The organism is Companilactobacillus formosensis (assembly GCF_005405305.1).
In the GTDB taxonomy this organism is placed as follows: Bacteria; Bacillota; Bacilli; order Lactobacillales; family Lactobacillaceae; genus Companilactobacillus; species Companilactobacillus formosensis.
Genome location: NZ_BJDU01000011.1, coordinates 1 through 26,785, shown reverse-complemented (window position 1 = coordinate 26,785; position 26,785 = coordinate 1). Strand labels below are relative to the sequence as shown.

Below are 26,785 nucleotides of genomic sequence, written 5' to 3'. Positions count from 1 at the left end.
CAACCCTCCTATATATATTTATAATATAGTTTCAGGATATACGATAAAATAAACTATTACAATGGTTTCCATGGAAATATTTGTAAATAAATTTTCCTTTAATGCCAGTTGTGTAAACGATTACAAAATATTACAATATTATTAGATTTAAGAGGGAGACATTAGAATGACTGATACGATCGAATTCGGAAAAAGAATCAATCATCGTCCATTAATTGTCAGTTTCATTGGTGGTTTTTTAGTTGGTGGTCTGGGGTTAATCGCTAACATTAAAATTGCAATAATATCATTTTTGGCAGTTTTATTTTTGTTACTTTGCATCTATTTTCCGGTCAATTTACCAAAAATATTTGGTCATTGGCAACTAGAAAATCATGGAATTTCGTACTACAAAATGAACTCATATTGGGATAAATTAAAAATGATTCTCTTTCCCAATCGAACGGAATTTCAATTTATCAGTTACTCGCAGATCAAGGGCTTCAAAATTATTGAACGCAACAATCAATATGATTTAGATAATCTTTTGACCATTAAACCTGCCAAGCAGTCTTTTTTGCCTTTTTTGAGAAAGCCATTTTTTCTACGACTGGAAATCAATCAAGACAAAATTGATTTAGATTTGAGTTATAATCAATTTCACGATTCCAAAAATACTTTGTTCCGTTTAAGCAATGTCTTAAAAAAATTAGCTGAGAAAATCGATTGATCAAAAAAGCCGCAATAGAATGTCTATCATACACTCTATTGCGGCTTTTAATTTTCATCTCAGTTTCCTTTAATTTAGGCTCAAATGTCCTAAGAATTCATTTTTTTGTAAATATTCAGCTTTTCTTTGTTTTAAACGAGTTTCAAACCCTTGGCAAAGATATTTTTCTTCAGCAGTTTCAGGAATGATTTTGGGAATTTCCATTTCATCATTAGATTTTAAGACTATTAAAGTGCAAAAACTGGTAAAAGCAATTTCAGATTTATCAGTTTTTAAATCGTGACTAATAACTTTCGTAAAGACTTCTATCTGTCGGTGATGTACACCCGTCACAAAAGATTCCATCTTGATGTATTTATCAGTCGTGATTGGATTCCAAAAATTAACGTGATCATATCCGGCGGTAGCGATCTTGCCTTTGACGAACTTAAAACTAGCTAGGCCAGCATTCTCGTCCAATAAACTCAAAGTTTTTCCACCGAAGAGCGTTTTTTTATCATTTAAATCTTTATCAAAAATTATTCGTTCACTAATAGTTCTCGTTTGTTGACACGTCTTTTGAGTCATAATCTACCTCTCTAGGGATATTCTAATAGTAGTATTCAATTCTAACAATCTTTTTTGCCAAAAAGTTAACCGCTACCAAATAAATTATATTATGATAGTAGTAATACAACTTTCGGAGGAAATTATGGCGTTCTTATTGTGGTATACCAACTATTTTGTAGACATTAAATCTGATAATTTAATCGATCCTAAAAAAATCGACGCTTTTGAAAAACTCGGTGATATTTTTACTAATGGAGATTTCTCATCTTGGCATGTTAAATCACAGCTAGATGAAGAAGACTTCAACAGACATTTGAATAAACTATTGACTGAGAATACTGAAATCAATCCTGACGATGTAACCGTTACCAAAGGAATCGATGGCGGTCCTCTTAAAATGTTATAAACGAACCTATATTTATTTTAGGTTCGTTTTTTGATTAAAATTTTTTCAAAATCTGTTCCCAAACATAAGTAAAAAATTATATAATATATAAAATTAATTTAAAAGAGGGAGTTTTTTATGATTTTAATCGCACTTTCTGCTGTTATTTTGCCACTAATCCTTTTAGGTATTCTCAACTTGCCAGCTACCAAAGGGATGTCGATCAGTGCAGCGATTGTCTTGTTAGAAGGTTATTTCTTTTGGAAAATGCCTACTAAAGTATTGTTAGCATCAATTTTTCAATCCATTCACAAGGCACTTCCCATTCTTTGGATATTATTTGGTGCTTTGATGATGCTGAATATTTTGCAGCACACTGGAGCAATCGACCGTATCAATTCTGGATTCCATCAAATTTCCGGTGATATGCGTCTCCAATTGATTTTAGTAGCCTTCTTGTTTGGTGGCTTGATCGAAGGAGTTTCTGGATTTGGTACGCCAGCAATGGTTACAGCACCTTTGATGATTGCTTTAGGATATTCACCCATGGCTGCGGTCACTTTATCGCTAGTAGCCGATTCAACTCCCGCTTCCTTTGGTGCTGTAGGAACACCTTTAACAGTTGGATTGAGTAATGTCAGTGATAAGGGCGATTTTTTAAATAATATCGGTCAACGTATCACTCAATTAGACTTATTTTCTGGAACATTCATGCCACTTTTATTAGTCTTCATGTTGATATTCCTCTTTGGCAAAAATGACAAGAATAAATCAAAAGATTTTTTAGCCTTAATACCTTGGACTTTGTTTATCGGCTTAGTTTACAGTTTATTCGCTCTAATGGTTTCATTCTTGATCAGTTACGAATTTGTAGCAATCTTAGCCCCATTTTTCACGATAATCATTGCCATTGTTTCTATTAAATTTAACTTCTTATTGCCTAAAAAAATTCTCCAAAAGCCTTGGACAATTTCTAAAAAAGAAATCAAATCCGATCATTCAATGTCCTTATTAACAGCTTGGTCTCCATACATCGTCGTTATTTTATTACTTTTAGCTACCAGAACTATCATGCCTCTAAAGAATTTTTTGACTCAAAATATCAATTTATCTTGGAATAATATTCTTGGTTTCAAGCAAATCAATTCAGATTGGGAATTTCTCTATTCTCCTGGTACTCTATTAACAATTGCGGCTATCATTGGTTTATTGCTTCAAGTCAAATCACTCAAGGCCTTCTTACCCACTGCTAAAAAGGTTGCTTTTTCAATGAAATCTACGGCGATTGCTTTGATAGTTACTTTGATCATGGTACAAATTTTCACTAATTCAGAATTAAATCAAAGTAACATCCCTAGCATGCCAATGTATATCGCTCAAATTATTTCCAAATACCTATCTTCTGTTTGGATCGTCATTGCGCCATTCTTAGGACAATTAGGTTCATTCGTAACTGGTAGTACGACCGTTTCGACTTTGACTTTCGGACAAATTCAAGCCGATATCGCTACAAAAGCTGGCGTCGGTACTGACTTAGTTTTAGCGGCTCAGTTGATTGGTGCAGCTGCTGGTAACATGATCTGTGTTCACAATATCGTTTCAGTTAGTTCAGTCGTTGGGCTTGCTGGACAAGAAGGAAATATCTTAAGAAAAACCGCCGTACCGGCTTTAATTTACGGACTAGTAGTTGGTATCGTTGGTTTCATCTTCACACTCGTTATCTAAAAAATGACAAAATAAGAGCCAAGATTGTAGAAAAACACAATCTTGGCTCTTATTTATTATTCGTGAAATGATGCGCCAGAGTTGGCATCCAATTCCAATTTTTTATCTTCGTTAATTGGTGTAACAGTTATATCTTCAGAATCTCTAATTGGAGCTTCGCAAACATTTTGGTAATCATTTGAATTAATAATTTCATTTTCTGATAAATATTTATTAATTTGTTTCATTAAAGTAGGTCCGTTATAAATAAAGCCCGTATAAACTTGAACCAAACTTGCTCCAGCATTCAAAGCTGCTTTGGCATCTTCAGGAGTAAATACCCCACCGGAGAACATGATTGGTAGATTAGGAAAGGCAGCATGAATCGCTCTAGTCAAACTCAATGATTTCTTGAAGATTGGCTTACCGCTGAGACCACCACCCTCATTTTTATGAGCTGACTTGAGATTGTCATGAATTGGACTAGGGTTTGAAGCTGTATTAGTCAAAATAATTCCATCCATCAAACCGTCAGTCTCATTAATCAATTCAATTAGTTGTTCAGCAGTGATGTCATTGCCAAATTTACAAAATACTGGTTCCTTAATGTGCAAATTGTGAATCTTTTGCAACAAGTTCTTAGCTACCGGAATTTCTTGTAAAGTTGTCACACCTTTTTGGTTAGGGCAACTTTGATTCAAAGCAATATAGTCACCAAAAGAATGAATCTCTTTGATGTCTTCAACCATCTCTTCGACCATTTTTTCACTGCTCAAACCATGTCCTGGGGCCACGCTAATACCAACTTTAACATGTTTAGGAGTATTAGCCAGATGACGTCTTGTCTCCTCAACGCCTAAATTATTCAGACCCATACGATTGATAATGGCGTTGTCTTCTGGCAGACGAAAGATCCGTTTTTTCTTATTGCCGGGTTGATTATTTTTAGTGATACTACCAATTTCGACGAATCCGGCACCTAAAGCACCTAAACTATTATAAAATTCAGCTTTTTTGTCAAAACCTGCAGCAATACCAATTGGTGAGTCGAAGGTAACTCCTTTGACGGTCACCTTAATATTATTAGGCTTTTTAGCTTGAAACATCGTTTCCAAAACTTCCGGCGTCTTGTTGAACATCTTTAAACCACTAGCCACTAAATGATGGTCAACTTCAGGATCACCTTTGAAAATCACTGGACGAACTAACTTATATAGACTCATTATTTACCCCAACTTTCTGGATCTTGATACCATTGTTGCAATAATTCCATATCGCTTTCTTCAACATAATCCAATTTTTGAGCCACTTGAATCATGGTTGGATAATCCGTTAATGTAAATAATTTAGTGTGAGCATCGGCAAAGTTCTTGGTACTTTCTGGTAAATCATAAGAGAAAATTGCGACAGTTCCAATCACATCACCACCCTCTTCTTCAACGGCTTTGACAGCTTTTAAAATACTGCCACCAGTTGAAATCAAGTCATCGATCAAAACAACTTTGTCGCCCTTTTGACAACGACCTTCAATTTGACTCTTCTTGCCGTGATCCTTTTTTTGAGGACGTACATAGTTCAATGGCAAGTTCAAAATATTAGAAACACCAGTAGCATGTGGGATTCCTGCTGTAGCAACTCCTCCGATAACTTCAGCATCGGGATATTTTTCTTTGATCAATTCAGCTAAATCATGTGCAATTGTTTGGCGAAAATTTGGATAAGCAATGGTCAAACGGTTGTCCGTATAAATCGGAGCCTTAATACCACTAGCCCAAACGAAAGGTTCTTTGGGATTCAAGGTTACCGCCTTGATTTTTAATAATTGACTGGCAATATTGTTTGCGACTGAGATTTTATCCATTATTTATTCCACTCCTTACAAATATTCATGTATGCTTGATAACCATTTTCAGCTAAAGTAATCGGACGACCGACTACAATCGCATCACTACCTAAAGTTTTAGCTTTGGCTGGTGTAGCGACACGCTTTTGATCTTCCACTTGTGATGCTTTGGGACGAATACCTGGGGTAACGCATAAAAAGTTTTCACTAGTAGCTTGTTTGATCATTGGCACTTCCAAGGCTGACGAAATAACGCCATCGGCTTTGTTGTCAAACGCTAATTTTGCTAGATGAGTAACGTAGTCTTGAGATTGAAGTGGTACTTGCAATTCATCCCTTAATTCAGTTTGTCCTAATGAAGTCAATTGTGTAACAGCAAGTAACTTTGTATCAGAACCTACTAGACCTTTTTTGGCAGCAGCAATCATTTCAGCACCACCACTGGCATGAACGGTTAACATTTGAACATCCCACTTAGCAATCATTTCACAAGTTCTCTTAACTGTATTGGGAATATCATGCAACTTCAAATCGAGAAAAATATTGTAACCACGTTCTCTTAAGTTTCTAACAAACGGATAACCGAATTGACAAAACATTTCCAAACCAATCTTCAAAAACAATTTTTGATCCTTAGGAAATTGATTCAAAAAGTTAATACATTCAAAATCATCTGCAAAATCTAACGCTACTATTACTGGCTTATTCATTTTTACCCCTCATTCTTTATTTCGAATAGACTAGTTGTCCATCACAATAAGTTTGTTGCACTGAACCAAAGACCTTTTGTCCGATAAATGGACTGTTGAAACCTTTGGAAATAAAATTCTCCTTTTTAATTTCAAATTCGTCATCTAAATTAATGATTGAAAAATCAGCTTTTTGTCCGAGCTTAATTTCTCCAGCTTCATTTAATTCAAAAATCCTACTTGGATTAGTCGACATCAGGTTCAATAATTTCTCTAAGCTGATGATGCCAGTCTTGACTAAGCGACTGTACATCAATGGGAAACTCGTTTCGATACCAGTAATCCCAAAGGCACTCTTTTCAAAACCTTGATTCTTCTCATTTTCAGCATGTGGTGCATGGTCGGTCGCAATCATATCGATCGTGCCATCTTGTAGACCACTGATTAAAGCTTGACGATCATTTTCACTACGCAATGGTGGATTCATCTTGAAATTAGCATCATCGGTCAAAATATCGTCTTCACTCAATAACAAGTGGTGTGGCGATACTTCACAAGTAACGTTAATTCCAGCGTCCTTAGCCATTCTGACTAAATCCACACCATCTTTAGTAGAAATGTGGCAAACGTGATAGTGAACGCCAGTCTCTTTAGCTAACATCAAATCTCTAGCTAATTGCGATGTCTCTGCTACTTGTTGGATACCTGGCAAGCCTAAACGTGTAGCTGCTGGTCCAAAATTAATGACTCCTTTATTAAAGAGGTTCTTGTCTTCAACGTGGGCCGCTAAATGACTGTTAATAGCTGCAATCCTTTCCATAGCGTCAAACATCGACTTAGCATTCATGATCCCATGACCATCATTTGAAAAAGCAAAGGCTCCTAATTCGCTTAACTTTTCAATATCAACTAATTCATCACTCGTTTCATCTTTAGTGACCGGTGCATATTGCAAAGTATGGATAACTGAATTCTTCTGATTCAATTCAATTTGCTTCGTAAATTTTTCGGCATCGTCAGGTACGGGAATAACATTAGGCATCGCACCGACTGTCGTAAAGCCGCCATGAGCTGAGGCTTTTGTTCCTGTTTCAATCGTTTCTTTGTGAACTTGGCCTGGTTCTCTGAAATGGACGTGAATATCAACCAAACCTGGCGTAACTAGATTGAACTTGGCATCGATTATTTTACTGCCTTGAGGATGAATATTTTCGGCAATTTTTGAAAACTTGCCATCTTCAATCAAGAGATCACAATTGATTAATTTATTTGTGTAGAACAATTTTGCATTTTTGACCAGTAAGTTCATCTTCTGCATTGTCTCCTTCTAAAACCGCTTCAATCATTGCCATTCTCATAAAGACACCGTTAGCCATTTGAGGGAAAATATATGATTTATCGCATTCTACGACATCGTCAGCAATTTCTGCTCCTCGATTTACTGGAGCTGGATGCATGATCATAGCATCTGGTTTCATCATATTGACACGATCCATATCCAAACCATATTTTTCAAAATAGTCAGCTTTTGAGAAATTCTTGTTTTCTTCAGCAGAAAGACGTTCGTGTTGAACTCTGAGTAACATTACAACATCCATTTCTTGGCAAAGCTCGTCGACACTCATGTGTGGTCCAATTTCTGCAAATTCTGGTGTGTACCATGAATCTAAACCACCAAAACAAACTTGAGCTCCTAATCTTGTTAAAATTTCAGCATTTGAATGAGCTACTCGTGAATGACTTAAGTCGCCAATAATCCCAACTTTCAAACCATCAAAGCTACCAAAATGTTCATAGATTGTCATTAAATCCAAAAGTGATTGTGAAGGATGTTGACCAGTACCATCCCCACCATTGATGATGTGAATCTTTAAATTGTGGTTATTTACTAAATCTTCGTAATACTTATCTTGGCTGTGACGAATAACCGCTACGCTTGCACCGATGCTTTCTTCAGTTTTGACAGTGTCATAAAGTGTCTCACCTTTAGAAGTTGAAGATGTTGATGCTTCGAATTCGATTTCTTTCATTCCTAGCTTCATTTCAGCCACTTGGAAACTAGATTTTGTTCTTGTACTGTTTTCAAAAAATAAATTAATGGCAAATTTATCTTGACCGATTTCTGACTTCTTACCGGCTTTGAAATCAATCGCTGAATCAATTAAGTTCAGTACCTCTTCATTTGATAATTGTGACATAGAAAGTATATTTTTCATTGTTTTCCTCCAAATTAAAAGGGATAGCTTTTATCCAGCTACCCCTAAAAGTTTGGTGTTCAACCGACCTTTCAGACCTCACTGGATCTATTTAAAAGTTCCCTGACGATTTATTTTTTAGTAAACAAAAAACTTCCTATCCCACAAGGAAAGGAAGTTTACACTTTTTCTGTCTAATGTGTAAGTAACCTTCCAAGCCTCACAGGACTCGATTAAAAGTTTTCGTTGCAAATAATATAAACGATTTCACATTCTCAGTCAATAGTATTAGTTAATTTTTGCCAAGAAATATTTCTTCTTACCACGACGAATTACAATGTATTTGCCGTCAAATGAATCTTTTGGATCGATTTCAGTTGTTGTATCAGTCAATCTCTCACCATTGATTCTGATAGCACCATTTTGAATATCTTCACGAGCTTGACGTTTTGACTTGTCGACATTAACAGCAATCAAAAGATCAACTAAATTGATAGGATCACTTGAGATTTCTTCACTAGGAACACCATGGAAGGCTTCAGCTACTTCTTCTGTTGTTAATTCTTGGATTTCACCAGAGAATAAAACATCAGTGATCTTTTCAGCAGTCTTCAAGGCTTCTTCACCGTGAACAAATTTAGTAACTTCTTCTGCCAAAGTCTTTTGTGCCAAACGTTTTTCAGGTGCAGTTTTAACTGCTTCAGCCAATTTGTCGATTTCTTCTTTTGATAAGAAAGTAAATTTCTTCAATAGGTTGATAACATCTTTGTCATCTTGGTTGAACCAGAATTGATAGAATTCATAAGGAGAAGTCTTTTTAGGATCAAGCCAAACAGCACCACCAGCAGTTTTACCGAATTTTGTACCGTCAGATTTAAGAAGCAATGGAATTGTCAAAGCGTAAACTTTAGCATCTTGACCTTCAGCTTTGTGGATCAAATCCAAACCAGCAGTCAAATTACCCCATTGATCGCCACCACCAACTTGCAATTGTACGTTGTGTTGACGGTAAAGTGTTAAGAAATCAAGTGATTGTAGAATTTGGTAAGTAAATTCAGTGAAGGAAATACCTACTTCTAGACGACTAGAAATAATTTCCTTGTTTAACATTGTATTAACGTTGAATAATTTACCGTAGTCACGCAAGAAGTCCAAAATGCCGATTTGATGAGTCCAGTCGTAGTTGTTGACCATGGTGAAGTTACTGAAAATTTTATTAGCTTGATTACTCAAAGCCTCTACGTTGTGGTTAACTTGATCCATTGTTTGCATAGGACGTTCAGCTTTTTTACCACTTGGATCACCGATTGAACCAGTAGCACCACCAATAACGATATAAGGATGGTGACCAGCTTTAGCAAATCTTTCCAAAGTCATAAATGGTAACAAGTGACCGATGTGCATTGAATCCCCAGTTGGATCCATTCCACAATATAAAGAAATAGCTTTTTCATCGACTAATTTTCTCAATCCCTCTTCATCGGATTGTTGATTGATCAAACCACGCCATGATAATTCATCAATAATGTTCATAAATCTTCCTCCTGTAATTGTCCAAGTTCAAGAAATAAAAAAAGCGCCTCTGCAATAATTGCAGGGACGCTTTTATGCGCGGTACCACCCAAATTCAAGTAATCATACTTGCACTTTATTCCATCAACTGGACGTGAATTTTGATTTCGTATTTCGTGATTTATCCTGCTTGACTCGCACCGACCGTCAATTCTCTGAACTCTGAAATAAATCATTAATTATTTTAAAACCAAAATCTTATTATAAGTATGATGATACACAGAGCCTTAATTTTTTTCAAGGTCTTTTTACAAGTTGTTGTATAATGTAAGTGTTTTCTACGAGGGGGAAATGCAAATGGAAAAGACGCTTTATATCATGCGACACGGTGAAACCTTATTTAACGTCCAAAAAAAGATTCAAGGCTGGTGCGATTCACCTTTGACGCAAAGAGGTATTGAGCAAGCAAAAACTGCTGGTCAATACTTCAAAGATAATAATATCCAATTTGATGCCGCTTATTGCTCGACTGCTGAACGTGCTAGCGATACGTTGGAACTTGTAACTGACATGCCATATACGCGCTTGAAGGGCTTAAAAGAGCTTTCTTTTGGTGCCTTCGAAGGCGAACATGAATATTTACATCCTAAAATGGATCCTCAAAAACATTTTGGCGACTATTATGTCCAATTTGGTGGCGAGGATAATCAAGATGCGCAAAAACGAATCGCTACTACTCTGCAAAAGATTATGAATCAAGACAATCAAACAGTACTAGTAGTTAGTCATGGTGGAGCTATGATGATGCTTTCTGATCTTTGGACTGATATTCAAAAAATTATTCAAAGTGGTTTCACGAACTGTAGCATTCTTAAATTTACTTTTGAAAATAATGAATTTCATTTTCAGAAAATTATTAATTTTTCAAAATAAAAAATCGACTTTACAGTCGATTTTTTTGTTACATATGATTTTCGATCCAAGTCCAGACCTCGTCTTTACCAGCTTTAGTCTCAGAACTAAATAATTGTAAGTCATCAGTTTGATTGATATTCATTGTCTTGTTAACTTGACTGATGGTCTTGTTCCATTGATTACGTTTAACTTTATCCATCTTTGTTGCCACGATCAACGTTGGAATGTGATAGTAACTGACAAATTGATACATTGAGACATCATCATCACTAGGGCTACGACGACCATCAACTAAAATAACTACTCCCTTTAAAACCTTTCGAGTAGTCAAATATTCCTCAATCATCACACCAAATTCTTCACGTTGCTTCTTTGATACTTTTGCAAAGCCATATCCTGGCACGTCAACTAAGTATAATTGATCTTCAATTTTGTAGAAATTAAGTGTTTGTGTTTTACCAGGCGTACTAGACGTTCTCGCAAAGCTTTTACGATTGATCAACGTATTAATCAAAGAAGATTTGCCGACGTTAGAACGGCCTAGAAGAGCAATCTCAGGGTATCCTTCATCGGGATACTGTTTGGAACTAACTGCACTCATATTCATCGAAACATTATTTACTTGCATAATTCACCTCAATCTCATAATTTTATCATATTTAGTATGAAAAAAGGCTGCCAACTAGGCAACCTCTCCATTTTTCAAAATAACTTCTGGTTCTTTAACTTTTCTAACAGCATCTTTTGTAACCTTAACTGTTTCAATATCATCGCGACCAGGAATATCGAACATCGTATCAAGCATCGTTTCTTCAAGAATCGATCTCAAACCACGCGCCCCGGTATTTCTTTCGATTGACATCTTAGCAATTTCTTTAAGAGCATCATCAGTGAAGACTAAGTCAACGCCATCAAGTCCAAGAAGTTCCTTATATTGCTTTACAAGTGCATTCTTAGGCTTAGTTAGAATTTCAACCAAATCATTTTCTGTTAACTTATCCAATGCTGTTACGATTGGAATACGACCGATAAATTCAGGAATAATACCAAATTTCATCAAGTCTTCTGGGATGATTTGTTTCATCAAATTCTTTTCTTCGGCAACACTAGCCTTTTGTTCAGCACCAAAACCGATCGTCTTATCGCCTAAACGATTCTTAACGATTTGTTCAATACCGTCAAACGCACCACCGACGATAAAGAGAATGTTGGTTGTGTCGATTTGAATAAGTTCTTGTTGAGGATGCTTTCTTCCACCTTGTGGTGGCACACTAGCAATTGTTCCTTCAAGAATCTTCAAAAGAGCTTGTTGGACACCCTCACCAGAAACATCACGTGTAATTGAGACATTTTCACTCTTCTTAGCGATTTTGTCAATTTCATCAATATATACGATTCCGTGTTCTGCTTTGTCCACGTCAAAGTCAGCGTTTTGAAGTAACTTAAGCAAAATATTTTCAACGTCTTCACCAACGTAACCAGCTTCAGTAAGCGTAGTAGCGTCAGCAATAGCAAATGGGACCTTCAAAATACGGGCCAATGTTTGAGCTAAGAAAGTCTTACCTGAACCAGTAGGTCCAATTAAGGCAATGTTACTCTTTTGAAGCTCTGTTTCACCGTCTTTAAGGTGTTCCATTTTATTAATTCTCTTATAGTGATTATAAACAGCAACTGACAAAGCACGTTTGGCAGACTTTTGTCCAATCACATATTCGTCCAAGATTTTTTTAATTTCTACAGGTGTAGGAATGTTATCTAAATCAAGTGGTGTTGCTTCATTTAATTCTTCATCGATAATCTCTTTGCATAAATCAATACATTCATTACAAATATAGACACCGGGACCAGCAACGATTTTCTTTACTTGATCTTGTGTTTTACCACAAAATGAACAGCTAATCGTGCCAGTATTTTCTGTACTATCAAACATAGTTATTCTCCTTCAATAGTTCCAATACTTTGAAAGTCTAGCATTGTAATAATTAAGAGTAAAGTAATTAGTTTCTAGATTGTTCGTGATAAAAAAAGAAAGCCTTACGGCTTCCTTAAGTTTAACAGCTTTTAGCTTTATTTTTCAACAGCTGAGTCAACGATCAATTCAATTGCCTTCTTAGCAGCAATATCATGGGCTAACATATCATCTGAAAGTGCATTTCTAACTGCTTTTTCTTCCATCTTGTATTCTTCAGCCAATGACTTGATTTCAGCTTTGATTTCGTCTTCTGAAGGTTTGATATCTTCTTTAGCAACGATTGCTTCGATTACTAAGTCAGTCTTAACACGTTCTTCAGCATCTTTAGCAAATTGTTTCTTCAAATCGTCTTCTGATGTACCTGTCATTTGATAGTACAACTTAGGATCGATACCTTGACGACGTAAGTTAGCTAAGTATTGGTTCAATTGATTTTCAACTTCTGTGTCGATCATTGCTTGAGGAATGTCATCGATTTTGGCGTTCTTTACAGCACCTGAGATGGCTTCTTCTTGAATGTTTTCTTCAGCAGTTTCTTTCTTTTGATCCTTGATTTCGTCATGGATCTTAGTCTTTAATTCTTCAAGTGTGTCAACATTTTCGTCAACATCCTTAGCAAAGTCATCGTCTAATTCTGGCAATTCCTTTGTCTTAACTTCGTGAAGTTTTGTCTTGAAAATAGCTTTCTTACCAGCTAAATCTTTTGCTTGGTAATCTTCTGGGAATGTAACGTTAACGTCAACATCTTCACCAGCTGAGTGACCAATCAATTCGTCTTCGAATCCAGGAATGAATGTACCTGAACCAAGTTCTAGTGAGTAGTTTTGAGCACTGCCACCATCGAATTCTTTACCATCAACAGTACCAACGTAGTCAATAATTACTGTATCGCCTTTTTCAGCTTTACCGTCTTTAAGAACTAATTCAGCTTGTTGCTTTTGTAGTTCTTCCAAACGACCTTCAACGTCAGCTTTCATAACATTACGTTTTTGCTTCTTAACTTCGATACCTTTGTAGTCACCAAGTTCAACGTCAGGTTTAACTGTAATTACAGCAGTAATAGCCCAAGGTTGACCTTTTTCCATTGATTCAACATTGATTTGTGGTTGATCAACTGGTTCTACTTTAGTTTCGTCAACAGCATTTTGATATGCAGCTGGTAAAACAGCATTCAAAGCATCTTCGTACAATGCTTCTTCACCATACATACGGTTGAAGATTTGACGAGGTACTCTACCTTTTCTGAAACCAGGTACATTTAAGCTCTTCTTAACACGGTTAAATGCAGTATCTAAACCTTGTTTGATTGTGTCTTGGTCAATTTCAAATTTCAATTCACCAGTATTGTTTTCTTTTTTTGTAAATTTAGCCTTAGCAGACATTTATATTATCCCTCCGGTATTTCAACGATCTCATACTTTGTAATATTACCCTAAAATGGCAATATTGTAAACATTCGTCGTCATTTCTAGGTAATTTTAGACATCATTGTTACATTATAAAATACTTTACAACATTTTTGAATATTTATGCATAAAAAAAAGAGTTGGATTAACCAACTCTTTAAAATCATTACCACTTAGAATTAGTCTAAGATTTCTGTAACAACTCCGGCACCAACAGTACGGCCACCTTCACGAACAGTAAATCTTGTACCTTCTTCAATAGCAACTGGAGCAATCAAGTCAACTTCAAAAGTAACTTGGTCACCAGGCATAACCATTTCTACACCATCTGGTAGTTCAATAACACCAGTAACATCAGTTGTGTGGAAGTAGAATTGTGGACGGTAGTTTGAGAAGAATGGAGTATGACGTCCACCTTCTTCTTTACTCATGATATAAACTTCACCCTTGAACTTGTTGTGAGTTTGGATTGAACCTGGCTTAGCAAGAACTTGTCCACGTTCGATTTCATCACGGTTAATACCACGTAGTAAGATACCAACGTTATCTCCGGCTTCACCAAGATCAAGAGTCTTACGGAACATTTCTAGTCCTGTAACAGTTGACTTTTCGATTTCTGGCTTCAAACCAACGATTTCAACTTCGTCACCGATCTTAACTTCACCACGATCGATACGACCAGATGCAACAGTACCACGACCTGTGATAGTGAAGACATCTTCAACGGGCATCATAAATGGTTTTGTATTATCACGTTCTGGTGTTGGGATGTATTCATCAACAACATCAAGAAGTTCTTCAACGTGTTTTACTTCTTCAGGGTCTCCTTCAAGAGCCTTCAAAGCTGAACCACGTACTACAGGAATGTCATCCCCTGGGAAATCGTATTCTGATAGTAATTCACGAACTTCCATCTCAACTAGGTCAACTAGTTCTGGGTCATCAACAAGGTCAGTCTTGTTCAAGAAGACAACGATGTATTCAACACCAACTTGACGAGCAAGCAAGATGTGTTCACGAGTTTGTGGCATAGGACCATCAGTTGCAGCAACAACAAGGATGGCACCATCCATTTGTGCAGCACCAGTGATCATATTCTTAACGTAATCAGCGTGTCCTGGAGCATCGATATGTGCATAGTGACGCTTTTCAGTTTCGTATTCAACGTGAGCAGTGTTGATTGTAATCCCACGTTCCTTTTCTTCTGGGGCCTTATCGATATCAGCGTAATCTTCAGCTTTAGCTAAACCTTTGTCAGCCAAAATCTTAGTGATTGCTGCTGTTAAAGTAGTCTTACCGTGGTCAACGTGACCAATTGTCCCAATATTTACATGGGGCTTTGTTCTCTCATAATGTTCTTTTTCTGCCATTACAAAGAATCCTCCTAAAATTTCATTTCATAAGATTGATCCAAAGAAAATGTTCTTTAGACGACTCTTTACTGAAAAATTATACTACTTTCAGAGGTGAAAGCAAATTAATTCAACGCAAATCACCGACTAAAAATATACTCTTTGGATTATACGGGGCGTAAGCATAATTGTAAATACTCAAAGCGAAAAAAGTTCAAAAAATTCACTCTTGAAAGGCATCAATCAAATTATCGAACCTTTTTAGCCAAGTTTTTACATCATCAAGCCCCTGATTATCACTTACTTGTGAATCATCAACTAAACCATACCTTAAAAGCATCGCCTTTGTCCAGAGTTCAGGGCTTTTTATTATTTCTTCCCCAAAAGGATAGACAAATGCAGCATAAAGTGACAATTCACCTTTAAAGTTTTCCAACTGAGTTTCATTTTTATCAGTCAATAATTTTTCTAGTTCGTCACACATTTTCAAATAGACATCAGTTGACATAATAGGCATTAACTTGCTTGGATTGCAAGTTTTATTTTTACCATAAAAAGAAATATCGATATTTTCATCGAGTCCAAGTTTCAATAAATTCTCCAATGCTTCGCTCTTTAAAAGCGGATGTAACAAGGGATTATCCAATAAAATCTTAGCATTTTCGATATAATCATCTTTTTTAAATTCTCGCAACTTACGCAGCAATTGAATTTGTTCACTCGTTGATTCAGTTACGATCGATAATAGACGCTTAGTTATCTTTTCTTTTTCCGGTTTAAAAGCGCGCTCATGTCTGTCTTCAGAAATTTGAATCCGTTTAACGATTTCATCTAGAAAGTCCTGCTTAATATTTGGTATCGAATTAGTATCATAGAAATTTAACAATTGATTGGCTAACAAAAAATCATTATTTTCTAAAATAATGTCCAATGCCATTCGAGCTGTATCAGGCTCACTGAGGTAGTAATTAAAATAATCTAAAATAACCGCCTCAGCATCCCCAGGCCTTTTCTGATTCAATAAAGAAGCGGCCAACCCCTTATTAATGTCAAACGTCTGCTCCATTGCATAAGCTTGTGTAAATAAGTCAGTTGACTCTTCCCAGTCACCTTGATCAAAGGCATCTTGAGCTTGATCTAGGATTTTTTTTAGATTATCTGAGTCGCTCATAAAGTACCTCAACCATCTCTGAATAAATTACTTATTCTGTTTTTTTGCTTTTGATTTAGACTTTCTGTGTCTATTCTGATTTACTTCCATGATTACAGGTAAAATAACAGGGTGACGGTTAGTTTGTTCGTACAAGAAATGATTTAATTTTTCACGAACATTTTGTTTCAAATCTGACCAATCGAAATCTTTACTTGTTTGCATATAGTCAACGATCGTATTCACGATGATATCTGAACTTTCACTCAACAAGTCACGACTAGCACGCATATAAACGAACCCACGAGCAGTTATTTTAGGCTTAGCAACGACTTTCTTCTTTTTACGGTCAATTGTAGCAACCGCAATAAAGACCCCGTCTTCGGCCAATAATTCACGATCACGAAGCACAATACTACCAATATCACCAATACCGATACCATCAATCATAGTATCTCCAGCATCAACGCCTTTTCCTTGATAAAATTGGCCATTTTCATAATTAAGAACGTCACCTTTTTTAGTTAGGAAAATATTTTGATAAGGAACACCAGTTTCATGAGCAATTCTAGCGTGAGCATCTAATAGACGATATTCCCCTTGAATAGGAATAACATTTTCTGGATTCAATAGATTGATCATTAATTGCAAATCAGATTTATTAGCGTGGCCTGATGAATGCTTATCATCACTCAAAGCTTTAACTTCGGCTCCAGTACGATAAATGGCATCGCGAGCTTTAGCAACAGTTGTTTCCATCGCATGTGAAGGTGTTGTAGCAATAAAGACTAAATCGCCCTCCTCAACTTGGAATTTAGTCTTAGCAGCAGGATTGGCCATCTTACGCAAAACTTTGATTGGCTCACCCATTTTACCAGTTTCAATAATGACTAACTTATCTTTATCGACATTCTTTAGTTCCTTAGGTTTGACTAACAATTCTTTGTTCTTAATAGTTAGATAGTTCAATCTCATCGCTGTCTTCAAAATCTTCTCAGCGTCAGTTCCGGACAAAAAGACTCTTCTACCCGTTTTATCGGCTGCATCTAAGACTTGTTGCATTCTTTGAATGTTAGAAGCAACTTGAGCTACGATAATTCTTCCTGTGTGGTAGCTAAATGTATCAAAAATATATTCATAAATATCTTTTTCGCTGGAATTTTCATATGGTGATTCCGCATTAGCAGAGTCACTTAATAAGGCTAAAACACGTTCACTACCAATTTTGGCAATTCGACCATAATCAGTCTTATAAATTGGAGCAGCAGCTTGATCGAATTTGAAGTCACCCGTATAAACGATTTGGCCTTCACTTGTTTTGATAACGATTCCTAATGATCCGGGAATTGAGTGGGTCGTTTTGAAAAATGATACTGAAGCTTCGTTAAAGTCGATGGCTGTGTTTTCATCAATAACATGAAAATCTGAAAACTTCTTACTACGACGATCATTTGCACAAACAATTTTAGCAAGTTCAATTGACATTTCTGAACCAAAGACTGGAATATCGTACTCACCTATCAAATATGGCAAGGCTCTGATTGCATCAGCATGTCCATGTGACAAGAAAATTCCTACTACTTTATCAATGTTTTTTTTGATGTAAGTCATATCTGGTACGACAACATCGATTCCATAAAGATCATTATCAGGATATTGCAAACCAATATCGAGGATATAGATTTCATCATTTACTTCTACTGCGTACATATTTTTTCCATTTTCGCGTACGCCACTTAACAAAATTATTTTAATTTTTTTATCCATTTTCATCTCTCATTTCATTAAAATAGCATAGATCATAATATTCTATTGTGATTTTAAAGTCTTTTAAGACTATTTAAGCTATACCTGTTTTTTATTCTACCATATCAACAGTGTTTTAGAGAAAATAAGCAAAAAAAATAGGGGTTCCATAATGGAAACCCCTAAAATAATTATTAACGACGTAGACCCAATGACTTGATTAGTTCACGGTAACGTTGAACATCCTTGTTACGTAGGTATGCTAATAAGTTACGACGGTGACCAATCTTCTTAAGTAGACCAACATATGAGTGGTGGTCTTTCTTGTTAACCTTCAAGTGGTCGTTAAGTGCATTGATATCATAAGTTAATACAGCAATTTGTACTTCTGGAGAACCTGTGTCTCCGTCTTTACGTGCATATTGCTTGATAATTTCGTTTTTCTTTTCTTTTGAAATAGCCATTTATTTCACCTTTTCCTTATAAATTTAGCCAAACTATGCTTGCGTTGGTGATTCGTCAAACAGAGCATGGTTAACACAACTAATAAATTTACTACAAATTTGATATTTTTGCAATAGCGAAAAAAAATACACAATTCGTTGCATTGCCAATGCGAATTATGTATAATTCTATGTATTGAGTTTTAAAGCTTACTAGGTAATCGGAGGTGAAATTAATGCCACAAATTAAATCAGCTATGAAACGTGTAAAGACTGCAGAAAGCGCAAACCTTCGCAACAATGCACAAAAGAGTTCAATGCGTTCAGCAATCAAGAACTTTGAAACATCAGCTGCCAAAAACGCTGACAACAAAGATGAATTGTTCAGAACAGCTGTCCGTGCTATTGACATGGCTAAGTCAAAAGGCCTAATCAAGGCTAACAAGGCTGCTCGTGATAAGTCAAGACTTGCAAAATTGAATTAATGATAAGCAGCCAGAAGGTTGCTTTTTTATTTTGTCCAAAAAAGGGATCCGGATATTAATCTGGGTCCCTTTTTATGCATGCTTAGCAATGAATAAATCAAATAGTAATTCTTTATCACCTTGTCCTGATTTGATTTGATAATCGAGATTCACACAGTCAGAATACATTACCTGAAGTCGTTTGCGATTCAATGCCTTAGCCTGTCGATAAGAATATTTAACCCGATAAGGATTCAAACGTAGATTCTTGGCAATCGTTCCTTCTGAAAGTCCCTTTTCCGACAGAATTTGAATTTGAATCAACAATCTGAGTTGTGAAATGATAATTGCTACTAATAAAATTGGATCGATTTTTTGCAATAAAAATTGGTCGTACAATTCTTCAGCTTTATAAATATTCTTGTTAAGAATTTGGGTCGTTAGATCAAAAACATTATCTTCTAAAGATTGGGGAACTAATTCGTTAACTGCTGTTTGATCAATCTTCTTAGTTTGTAACGAGTACAACTTCAATTTATCCAACTGATTAGTAATCAAGGAATAATTGCCCTTAGTTTTATTGATCAACAATCCCAAAGCATCTGGATCAATCTCATAGCCAGCTTTATTCAAATCGGCTTTAACTGTCCGATTCAAAGCTGACCCCTCCATCTGACCGGCATCAACTACAGTGGCTAATTTCTTAAGTTGCTTAGTTATTTTTTTTCGTGCATCCAACTTGTCATATGATGCAAAAATCACCAAAATTGTCGATGGTGTTGGATCTTGAATGTATTTAATCAACAAATCAACATTTTGTTCAATAACATTTTTGGCTTTTTCACCCGTCAAAAAGTATGGATGCTGAGCAAAAACTAATCGTCGCTCGCCAAAGAATGGTGCTGAAATTGCTTCATTGATTAAGTCAGCAATCGACACTTCCTCCAAATCAAAATTAGAAAAATTCATTTCTCGTTCTTCGGCAGACATGATTTCTTTAAATGACTTTTGAATTTCTTTGATAAAAACTTGCTCTTTACCAGTAATTAAATAGACGTTACTCAAATTACCTTGCTTTAAATTATTTTTTAGTTCTGTTACCTTCAATCAAGTCACCCTTCAAAAATGTCGTTAATCTTCCTTCGTCATTGAAGAAATTATAATACCAAGATATCATACCATATTCAGCCGTATTAAAATATTGAACCCGATGGTTTTTCAGACGTGTCAAAGTTTCTTGATTAGGATGCCCATAACGGTTATTAATCCCTGCAGAGATCAGACCAACATTAGGTTTAGTAACTTGCAATAAATTGTCGCCAGTTGAGGTCTTAGAACCATGATGTCCTAGTTTTAAATAATCCACTTTGAATCGATATTTCTTTAAAATTTTATTTTCCGAGGCGATGTCTAAATCACCGGTAAATAACCAATTTCTTTGTTTAATTTTAGTTAATAATGTCAATGAATCTCTGTTCTCACCCTTACCACTCTTTTGTGGCCATAAAACTTGAAAATCCAAAGTTCCAACTTTAATTCTGTCACCTTGACGCAAATTTTTGAATTTAATTTGGGGATGTTTTTGGATTGTCTTTTTAATTTTGGCGTCATTTTCTAAGCCAATTCCAAAATTGACTTCTTTAACATCGAATTTAGTCAAAATTGTTTCTAAATTTCCAATATGATCAACGTCTTTATGGGTCAAAAATAATTTATCAATGTGGCTAATTCCTTTCGATTTCAGAACAGGTAAAGTGTTGAAATCTACTTGATTGCCACTATCATGTTTTGCCCAAGGTTTTGTAGGAAAATGAACCTTACCTGCTACATCGATCATCACTACTTTTCGGTTTAACGGTGTAGTAATCAAAATACTATCTCCTTGACCAATATCGATTAAATTAACCGAACCAGTAAGTGGAAATTTATTCAAGAAGACGCATCCCCAAAATATAATTACATAACTCAACAAGTACCGATTCCAAAAATTGCGACTTTCCACATAAAAAAGCGTAACAATTACAAGTAACAACACTAATACGACCGAAAATTTACCAGTAATGAAAGTGAACTGTCTATTCAAAGCTAAGCTATCCAAAAATTGATATAATTGCTCGAAAATTTGATTAATAAAATTCCAAACTGACCAATGAACTGTAAAAGCCGAGAATATCGTAATCGGTAAAATTACCATCATAAACAATGGTACGAAGATAATATTCACGACAATGGTTAACCAATTGAATTGATATGTGTAAAAGCAAATCAAAGGTAGACTGACTAAATTCATCTTAAATGTGGCTAATAATAAATTTGTTCCTTCATATAAATATAAAATTGTAAAAGATAACAGGAAACTCAACTGACCACCCATTTCGATCATGGCAAATGGATAAATTAATGTACAAATTAACAAAGTTAGACTAAATAAATCTAATTTACTGACTGATATTTTTAATTTCTTCAAAACTATTGCCAACATCGCCAAGATAATTGCTCGCCAAATTCCACTTTTTGATCCTACCAATAATCCATAACATGGGAGAATCAATAAAAATGTACCATCAACCCAGTCAACCGGAATTTTGAAAAACGAAGTTATCTTTCTCAGAAAAGTTAAAATTACTAATACATGCAATCCTGACAAACTAAACAAATGGATAATTCCTAAAATACTCAGAGTTTTAAGAAAATCCTTCTCTGAACTAGGAACATAACCCACTAGTAAACTTTGTGCGTGAATCCTTAACCATTTTGGCAATTGCGATAAATATTTGATTATATGTATTCGTAAAACATTTATTTTTTCTGATATTGTTTGAGGTTCGGCTACTTGCAAATGGTTGATACTTTTCAAATTTACTTGATAAAAAATACCTTTATGTTGTGCATACTTTTTAAAATCAAATTCCCCTGGATTCCGTGGCCCCATTAATGGTTGTTTCGTTGCTATTTTTACTTGAGCGCTTGTTAATTCAGATAAATTTTTCCAAATTTTTTGTTCTTTTTTGGTCTTAATTCGATAAATGAAACGTACATTTTGTTTGGCTTTTAATTCACCACTCAAAATATCACCATTCACTGATATTTTATCCGGAGAAAAAACAGCTGTCTGAAAATTTTCTGGTTTTGGCTTTTGCATAAAACTCTGACAACGAATGCCTGTAATTGCAGCTAGTACGATCGTGACAATTAACACTACTGATTTTTTCAAACAAATTAATCTAAGCAATAAAATTACTGCCAAACACCAAAACCATACTGATTCAAACAGCGCTGCTACAATGATACTCGTCATAACGGCGGGAAAAATAAAATAATTCTTCATAAGCTAAACAGTCAATTGATCTTTTAAAGAATCCAAACTCTTTTCACCAATACCGGATACTTTAGTCAAATCATGTAAATTTTTAAAATTGCCGTTTTTCTCACGAAAAGCAATAATTTTCTCGGCTTTCTTAGGTCCAATTCCAGTGACATTCTTAAAATCTTCAACTTTTGCATTATTTATATTGAGTTTTTCACCTTTAGCAGGTACAGCATTTGCTGATACAGAATTATTATTGCCAATGACCGGCACATAAATTTGCATTTGGTCAGTAACTCGTTTGGCTTGATTTATTTGCTTAGTATCAGCATTATCCGCTAGACCGCCTGCCAACTGAATTGCTGCTTGAACTAATGAATTCTCTTTAAGCTGGTAGACACCCGGCTTTTTCACTGCTCCCTGAATATCAACTGCCACTAATTTATTTTTGGGAGCTGAAGTTTTCTTCTCAGAAACTTTTTTAGGAGCCTTGATTTCAGTTTTGATATCATTTTTGACTACTGGGACCCGATTAACCCACCAATAGCCTCCCAATCCTAAAATCAAAACACTTATAACAATGACTATCACTTTATTACGCTTAATATAGTCTAAAAAATCATTCATTTTTATCACCTCAAAAGAAACTACGAAAAAAAACAGCCCTTATTTGGACTGTTTAGTTTTTTCAAGATAATTAATTGCATCGTTCAAATTCTTAACAGGAACGATCTTCATCTTAGTATGAATTTTTTTAGCGGCACGTAAAGCTAAGTGGTAGTTATTAACATAACCTGGTTCATATTTTTTAATCAATTTGGTAACTGGATCATCGGGAGCAAAGAAGATCGTTGCGCCTTCTTGAGAAGCAGCATAAACTTTTTTCTCGATTCCACCAATTGGACCAACTGTACCATCAGGAGAAATAGTTCCTGTCCCGGCAATCGTACGGCCAGCTTTTAGATTATTATTCGTAATTTGTGAATAAACCTGTAAAGTGAACATCAATCCAGCAGACGGACCACCAATACTACCGGCATCGATTTTAGTAGCTGGTTTCCCTTTTGCTTCGGTATTATCAGTTAAAGTAATACCTAAACCAAAGCGTTTCGTATCAGCTAGCTTAACTAATTTTCCGCTGGCAGTTTTTTGCTTGCCATCACGAGTAAACTTAATCTTTACTGTTGATTTCTTATTCTGCTTTTTGACGTATTTAATAAATTGATCAGCGTTATTAAAATGGTAGCCGTTGATCGATGTAATCGTATCGCCAATCGCTAATTTATTCTTAAAATCAGAATTATCCATTACATCCATGACGTAGACACCCAAATACTTTTTCGTAAAGGGTTTATCAGCTTTAGAATATGCAGCTTGAATGGCATTGTTTGTAGCTGACTTCATATAATACTGTTGAACTCGCAAGTACTCTTCATTCGTTTCGTCACCCATCAACTCTTGTTGCGAATAAATAGTCTCAAAGTTATTGCCGACAGATTTCAAAAGCGTAAACGGCGTTCCATTAACAATACCTACTGTGGTCAATAACAGATTACCTTTTTTCTGATCATGTTTGCCAGCCACCTTGACGAACTGCGAAGTATCTTCAGCTGAACCTGGTACTTCCAAATAATATTTAGTTGGGTAGAAGAAAAATGCCACCACAACTATGAAAATAAAAATAGCACCAAAAACTTTGTTTCTAGTTTTGTTGAACTTCAAAATGAATTATTCCTTCCTCAACTTCTTTATCAATGTTTTAGCAACAGCTGGAGGAACAAATTCAGAAATATCGCCACCAAATTTTGCTACCTCTTTCATCATTGATGATGATATCGTAGCATATTTGCCATTAGCTAGCAGGAATATCGTTTCAATATTTTTATCCAAAACTTTATTGATTGAAGCAACTCCTGATTCATAACCAAAATCATCAGGATTACGCATAGAACGCACTAAGAAGTGTGCTCCCAAATCCTTAGCTAACTTAGTAGACAGCTCATTTTTACCATCAATAATTTCAACATTATCTAAATCAGTAATTTCTGCTTCAATAAAAGCTTTTTTCTCTTGATATGTAAATAAATAATTTTTTGAAGTATTCGTCATCGGTACTACATACAATTTGTCAAACAACTTAGCTGACCGACGGATAATATCCAAATGACCATTGGTAATTGGATCAAAACTTCCCGCATAAAGACCAATTCTTTCAGACATTTTAACCTCCAAATCGATACATTGCCACTTTAGTATCTTTGTATCTTTTTTCTTTAATCAATTCGATCTGTTCTAATTCTAAATCAATATCATAATCTGTTTCATCGACTATGATTGCCCCATCATTTAGCAAATTATTAGTGACCAAATCAGAAATAATTTGTTCAGTGATCTTCATTCGATATGGTGGATCTAAGAATACTAAATCAAATTTGATTTTTTCATCTTCAAATTTCTTCAATGCTTCAGTTGCACTAGATTTGATTACGACAAAATTGTCCTCTTCACGAGTCTTTTCGACGTTTTCTTTGATTGTATTGATGGCTTTGTACGCTTTATCAACCAAATAAGCTTTCTCATAACCTCTAGAAACAGCTTCAATGCCCAAACTACCAGTACCAGCAAATAAATCTAGGGCATTGCCATCAACCATATAAGGTGACAACATGCTGAAGACAGCTTCCTTAACTTTGGCCGAAGTTGGACGAGTGTTATTAGTCGGCACCGCCTTCAAATTAAGACCTCGAAATTTACCTGAAACTACCTTCATTAATCTTCCTCTTCAGTATTCTTAGATTTTAAAACAAAATGTTCATCTAACTCTTTACGATGAGCTAATGCCACACATTTAACATATTTTTTAGAAATCAATTCTTTTCTAACTTCTGAAACTTTTTCTGAATTGACGTACAACATAACATATTTCATTTTAGGAGAAGTGTAATAAATCGTTCCATAACGTTGCAATTTTTTTCTCCATTTTAGTGAGTAGACCCAGACATACAGCGCCTGGCGTTCCACTTTTTTGTACATAGAATCACCTTTTTTTCATTTTTTCAAACTTCGTTGTTGCTTCAAGATTCAAGACGATTCCTAACGCGACTGATAAAATCAATAAACTGGATCCACCATAACTAATAAATGGCAAAGTAACCCCAGTTAAAGGAATCAATCCTAACAATCCACCAACGTTTAAGATGATTTGGACCAAAATCATCGTTGCCACACCATAATAAACTAATGAATTGTAAGTTTTTTTAGAACGGAATCCTAAGGAAATCATTCTCAAAATAATAATCATCAATAAGCCCAAGATAAAAACTACACCAACTAAGCCCAATTCTTCACTGATAATCGACAAAATAAAATCGGTATGTGGTTCAGGTAAATAACCACGCTTTTGAATACTATTTCCTAAACCAGTCCCAAAAATTCCACCGTTACTAATTGCATAAAAAGAATTAACTAACTGTGCTCCGGATTTTTGTTCCAATTGAAATGGATGTTGCATAGCCAAAAATCGTTGGTAAGCATAATTCGTCTTTACAAAATTAGGTGGAAACTTCGTGATCATAACTACAACGGCAATAAAAACTGTTAACAAAACGCCACTTAGTTCAGCGATTAATTTTCCAGGAATAGTTGACGAAGCCAACAATACTAAAGTTATCAACGACAAAATCAAAGCTCCACCAATATCCGGCTGTACGAGTACCATGATGATAATTGCTGCAACAATTATCATTGGCTGTAAAACCTCTCGAAAAACTTCTTTCCAACCTTGTTTCCTAATTAAGCGATTTTGTTTATTAGTTAAAACTAGCGCCAAAAACATAATCAAAAACAATTTAGCGAATTCCAAAGGTTGAAAGTTAAATATTTTCAAACTGATCCAAGCAGAAGCCCCATTAACACGACTACTAGGATCAACAAAAGCGCGTCCTAACAAATAAAATAACGAACCAACTGTAATCAGCATTACGATACTCAAAATTCGCTGACTCTTCAGAATTCGCTCTTTCAGCATAAAAGTTACATAACATAGAAAAATCCCCAACACCGCATAAATGGCTTGCTTAACCAAATATTGATTAGTGCTACCTCCAGCCATTAAAGAATTATAAAAACTGGCTGAATACACCATTACGATGCCTATACCCAATAACAGAATATATGGAATCACGATCCATAAGTCTATCTTCTTTAATTTTTTCACATTTTAACTCCTAAAATCTGATATAACGATTATACCACCAAATAAATAGATAAAAAAACTCCGCATAATCGAACTAAAAAGTCAAAACAAAAAGGGCTGAAGACTATTGTCCCCAACCCTTAAAATTATGGGTCTACACTTTATCGTGTTGGTAGATTAATTCTACTGGCGCGATTTTTTTATACCAATTAAAAAAGGACATATATAATATCCTTTATAACCACGATT

Annotated in this window: 27 protein-coding genes; 5 read left to right on the top strand and 22 right to left on the bottom strand. The window is 35.3% G+C overall.

Annotated elements, in window-relative coordinates:
• Positions 1-166: 166 nt before the first annotated feature.
• A complete protein-coding gene (locus tag FFM65_RS11300) occupies positions 167-709 on the top strand; it encodes a hypothetical protein (protein ID WP_119318847.1) in 543 nt (180 codons plus the stop codon).
• A 69-nt stretch (positions 710-778) separates the two neighbouring features.
• Here the strand turns inward: FFM65_RS11300 and FFM65_RS11295 are convergent, their stop codons facing one another.
• Positions 779-1,276, bottom strand: coding sequence for an acyl-CoA thioesterase (locus FFM65_RS11295; protein WP_119318846.1), 498 nt, complete (start codon positions 1,274-1,276; stop codon positions 779-781).
• A gap of 124 nt (positions 1,277-1,400) precedes the next feature.
• Here FFM65_RS11295 and FFM65_RS11290 point away from each other — a divergent pair, with 124 nt between their 5' ends.
• Entirely contained in the window at positions 1,401-1,664 is a 264-nt protein-coding gene (locus tag FFM65_RS11290) for a hypothetical protein (RefSeq protein WP_119318845.1), read from the top strand.
• 117 nt (positions 1,665-1,781) lie between these two features.
• Positions 1,782-3,368 (top strand): L-lactate permease, encoded by a 1,587-nt coding sequence (locus FFM65_RS11285; protein ID WP_119318844.1) that lies wholly within the window; start codon positions 1,782-1,784, stop codon positions 3,366-3,368.
• A gap of 56 nt (positions 3,369-3,424) precedes the next feature.
• Here the strand turns inward: FFM65_RS11285 and FFM65_RS11280 are convergent, their stop codons facing one another.
• The 6 genes from FFM65_RS11280 to tyrS form a co-directional block, all read right to left on the bottom strand.
• Complete coding sequence (locus FFM65_RS11280; RefSeq protein WP_119318843.1) at positions 3,425-4,570, bottom strand: quinone-dependent dihydroorotate dehydrogenase; 1,146 nt, start codon at positions 4,568-4,570, stop codon at positions 3,425-3,427.
• The gene (gene pyrE, locus FFM65_RS11275) at positions 4,570-5,208 is read right to left on the bottom strand and encodes an orotate phosphoribosyltransferase (protein WP_119318842.1); all 639 of its coding nucleotides are present in this window, start codon (positions 5,206-5,208) and stop codon (positions 4,570-4,572) included. The genes FFM65_RS11280 and pyrE overlap by 1 nt, the downstream gene beginning before the upstream one ends.
• Positions 5,208-5,900, bottom strand: a complete 693-nt coding sequence (pyrF, locus tag FFM65_RS11270) for an orotidine-5'-phosphate decarboxylase (RefSeq protein WP_119318841.1) — start codon at positions 5,898-5,900, stop codon at positions 5,208-5,210. Before pyrF ends, pyrE begins: the two co-directional genes overlap by 1 nt.
• A 16-nt stretch (positions 5,901-5,916) precedes the next feature.
• Positions 5,917-7,188: a dihydroorotase gene (gene pyrC / locus FFM65_RS11265; RefSeq protein ID WP_119318840.1), complete on the bottom strand. Its 1,272-nt coding sequence runs from the start codon at positions 7,186-7,188 to the stop codon at positions 5,917-5,919.
• Positions 7,145-8,095, bottom strand: a complete 951-nt coding sequence (locus tag FFM65_RS11260; RefSeq protein WP_119318839.1) for an aspartate carbamoyltransferase catalytic subunit — start codon at positions 8,093-8,095, stop codon at positions 7,145-7,147. The genes pyrC and FFM65_RS11260 overlap by 44 nt, the downstream gene beginning before the upstream one ends.
• A gap of 267 nt (positions 8,096-8,362) precedes the next feature.
• Positions 8,363-9,607, bottom strand: coding sequence for a tyrosine--tRNA ligase (gene tyrS, locus FFM65_RS11255; RefSeq protein WP_119318838.1), 1,245 nt, complete (start codon positions 9,605-9,607; stop codon positions 8,363-8,365).
• A gap of 336 nt (positions 9,608-9,943) precedes the next feature.
• Between tyrS and FFM65_RS11250 the strand changes: the two genes are divergently transcribed.
• Positions 9,944-10,519: a histidine phosphatase family protein gene (locus FFM65_RS11250; protein ID WP_119318837.1), complete on the top strand. Its 576-nt coding sequence runs from the start codon at positions 9,944-9,946 to the stop codon at positions 10,517-10,519.
• Between the two features lie 28 nt (positions 10,520-10,547).
• Here the strand turns inward: FFM65_RS11250 and yihA are convergent, their stop codons facing one another.
• The 7 genes from yihA to rpsO all read right to left on the bottom strand — a co-directional run bounded on the left by yihA (position 10,548) and on the right by rpsO (position 18,591).
• Entirely contained in the window at positions 10,548-11,129 is a 582-nt protein-coding gene (yihA, locus tag FFM65_RS11245; RefSeq protein ID WP_119318836.1) for a ribosome biogenesis GTP-binding protein YihA/YsxC, read from the bottom strand.
• 54 nt (positions 11,130-11,183) lie between these two features.
• On the bottom strand, positions 11,184-12,431 hold the full coding sequence (gene clpX, locus FFM65_RS11240; protein WP_119318835.1) for an ATP-dependent Clp protease ATP-binding subunit ClpX: 1,248 nt from the start codon (positions 12,429-12,431) through the stop codon (positions 11,184-11,186).
• Between the two features lie 137 nt (positions 12,432-12,568).
• Entirely contained in the window at positions 12,569-13,855 is a 1,287-nt protein-coding gene (gene tig, locus FFM65_RS11235; RefSeq protein ID WP_119318834.1) for a trigger factor, read from the bottom strand.
• Positions 13,856-14,058: 203 nt separating this feature from the next.
• Positions 14,059-15,249 (bottom strand): elongation factor Tu, encoded by a 1,191-nt coding sequence (gene tuf, locus FFM65_RS11230; RefSeq protein WP_010020061.1) that lies wholly within the window; start codon positions 15,247-15,249, stop codon positions 14,059-14,061.
• Between the two features lie 205 nt (positions 15,250-15,454).
• Positions 15,455-16,402: a tetratricopeptide repeat protein gene (locus FFM65_RS11225; protein ID WP_119318833.1), complete on the bottom strand. Its 948-nt coding sequence runs from the start codon at positions 16,400-16,402 to the stop codon at positions 15,455-15,457.
• A 27-nt stretch (positions 16,403-16,429) separates the two neighbouring features.
• The gene (locus FFM65_RS11220; protein WP_119318832.1) at positions 16,430-18,148 is read right to left on the bottom strand and encodes a ribonuclease J; all 1,719 of its coding nucleotides are present in this window, start codon (positions 18,146-18,148) and stop codon (positions 16,430-16,432) included.
• Positions 18,149-18,321: 173 nt separating this feature from the next.
• Positions 18,322-18,591: a 30S ribosomal protein S15 gene (rpsO, locus tag FFM65_RS11215; protein ID WP_057811987.1), complete on the bottom strand. Its 270-nt coding sequence runs from the start codon at positions 18,589-18,591 to the stop codon at positions 18,322-18,324.
• A 215-nt stretch (positions 18,592-18,806) separates the two neighbouring features.
• Here rpsO and rpsT point away from each other — a divergent pair, with 215 nt between their 5' ends.
• Complete coding sequence (gene rpsT / locus FFM65_RS11210) at positions 18,807-19,055, top strand: 30S ribosomal protein S20 (protein ID WP_010020066.1); 249 nt, start codon at positions 18,807-18,809, stop codon at positions 19,053-19,055.
• Between the two features lie 72 nt (positions 19,056-19,127).
• Here the strand turns inward: rpsT and holA are convergent, their stop codons facing one another.
• Genes holA through FFM65_RS11170 form a run of 8 tightly spaced genes read right to left on the bottom strand, consistent with a single transcriptional unit; the run spans position 19,128 to position 26,557 of the window.
• The gene (gene holA, locus FFM65_RS11205) at positions 19,128-20,141 is read right to left on the bottom strand and encodes a DNA polymerase III subunit delta (RefSeq protein WP_119318831.1); all 1,014 of its coding nucleotides are present in this window, start codon (positions 20,139-20,141) and stop codon (positions 19,128-19,130) included.
• Positions 20,116-22,332, bottom strand: a complete 2,217-nt coding sequence (locus tag FFM65_RS11200) for a DNA internalization-related competence protein ComEC/Rec2 (RefSeq protein ID WP_255311505.1) — start codon at positions 22,330-22,332, stop codon at positions 20,116-20,118. Before FFM65_RS11200 ends, holA begins: the two co-directional genes overlap by 26 nt.
• A gap of 33 nt (positions 22,333-22,365) precedes the next feature.
• Positions 22,366-22,968, bottom strand: a complete 603-nt coding sequence (locus tag FFM65_RS11195) for a helix-hairpin-helix domain-containing protein (protein ID WP_119318829.1) — start codon at positions 22,966-22,968, stop codon at positions 22,366-22,368.
• Positions 22,969-23,007: 39 nt separating this feature from the next.
• The gene (locus tag FFM65_RS11190) at positions 23,008-24,063 is read right to left on the bottom strand and encodes a SepM family pheromone-processing serine protease (RefSeq protein WP_059074189.1); all 1,056 of its coding nucleotides are present in this window, start codon (positions 24,061-24,063) and stop codon (positions 23,008-23,010) included.
• 6 nt (positions 24,064-24,069) lie between these two features.
• On the bottom strand, positions 24,070-24,561 hold the full coding sequence (gene coaD / locus FFM65_RS11185; RefSeq protein ID WP_119318828.1) for a pantetheine-phosphate adenylyltransferase: 492 nt from the start codon (positions 24,559-24,561) through the stop codon (positions 24,070-24,072).
• A 1-nt stretch (position 24,562) separates the two neighbouring features.
• Positions 24,563-25,111, bottom strand: a complete 549-nt coding sequence (rsmD, locus tag FFM65_RS11180; RefSeq protein ID WP_119318827.1) for a 16S rRNA (guanine(966)-N(2))-methyltransferase RsmD — start codon at positions 25,109-25,111, stop codon at positions 24,563-24,565.
• Positions 25,111-25,374: a DUF2129 domain-containing protein gene (locus FFM65_RS11175; protein WP_245954270.1), complete on the bottom strand. Its 264-nt coding sequence runs from the start codon at positions 25,372-25,374 to the stop codon at positions 25,111-25,113. Before FFM65_RS11175 ends, rsmD begins: the two co-directional genes overlap by 1 nt.
• A 4-nt stretch (positions 25,375-25,378) precedes the next feature.
• Complete coding sequence (locus FFM65_RS11170) at positions 25,379-26,557, bottom strand: FtsW/RodA/SpoVE family cell cycle protein (protein WP_119318826.1); 1,179 nt, start codon at positions 26,555-26,557, stop codon at positions 25,379-25,381.
• Positions 26,558-26,785 lie beyond the last annotated feature (228 nt).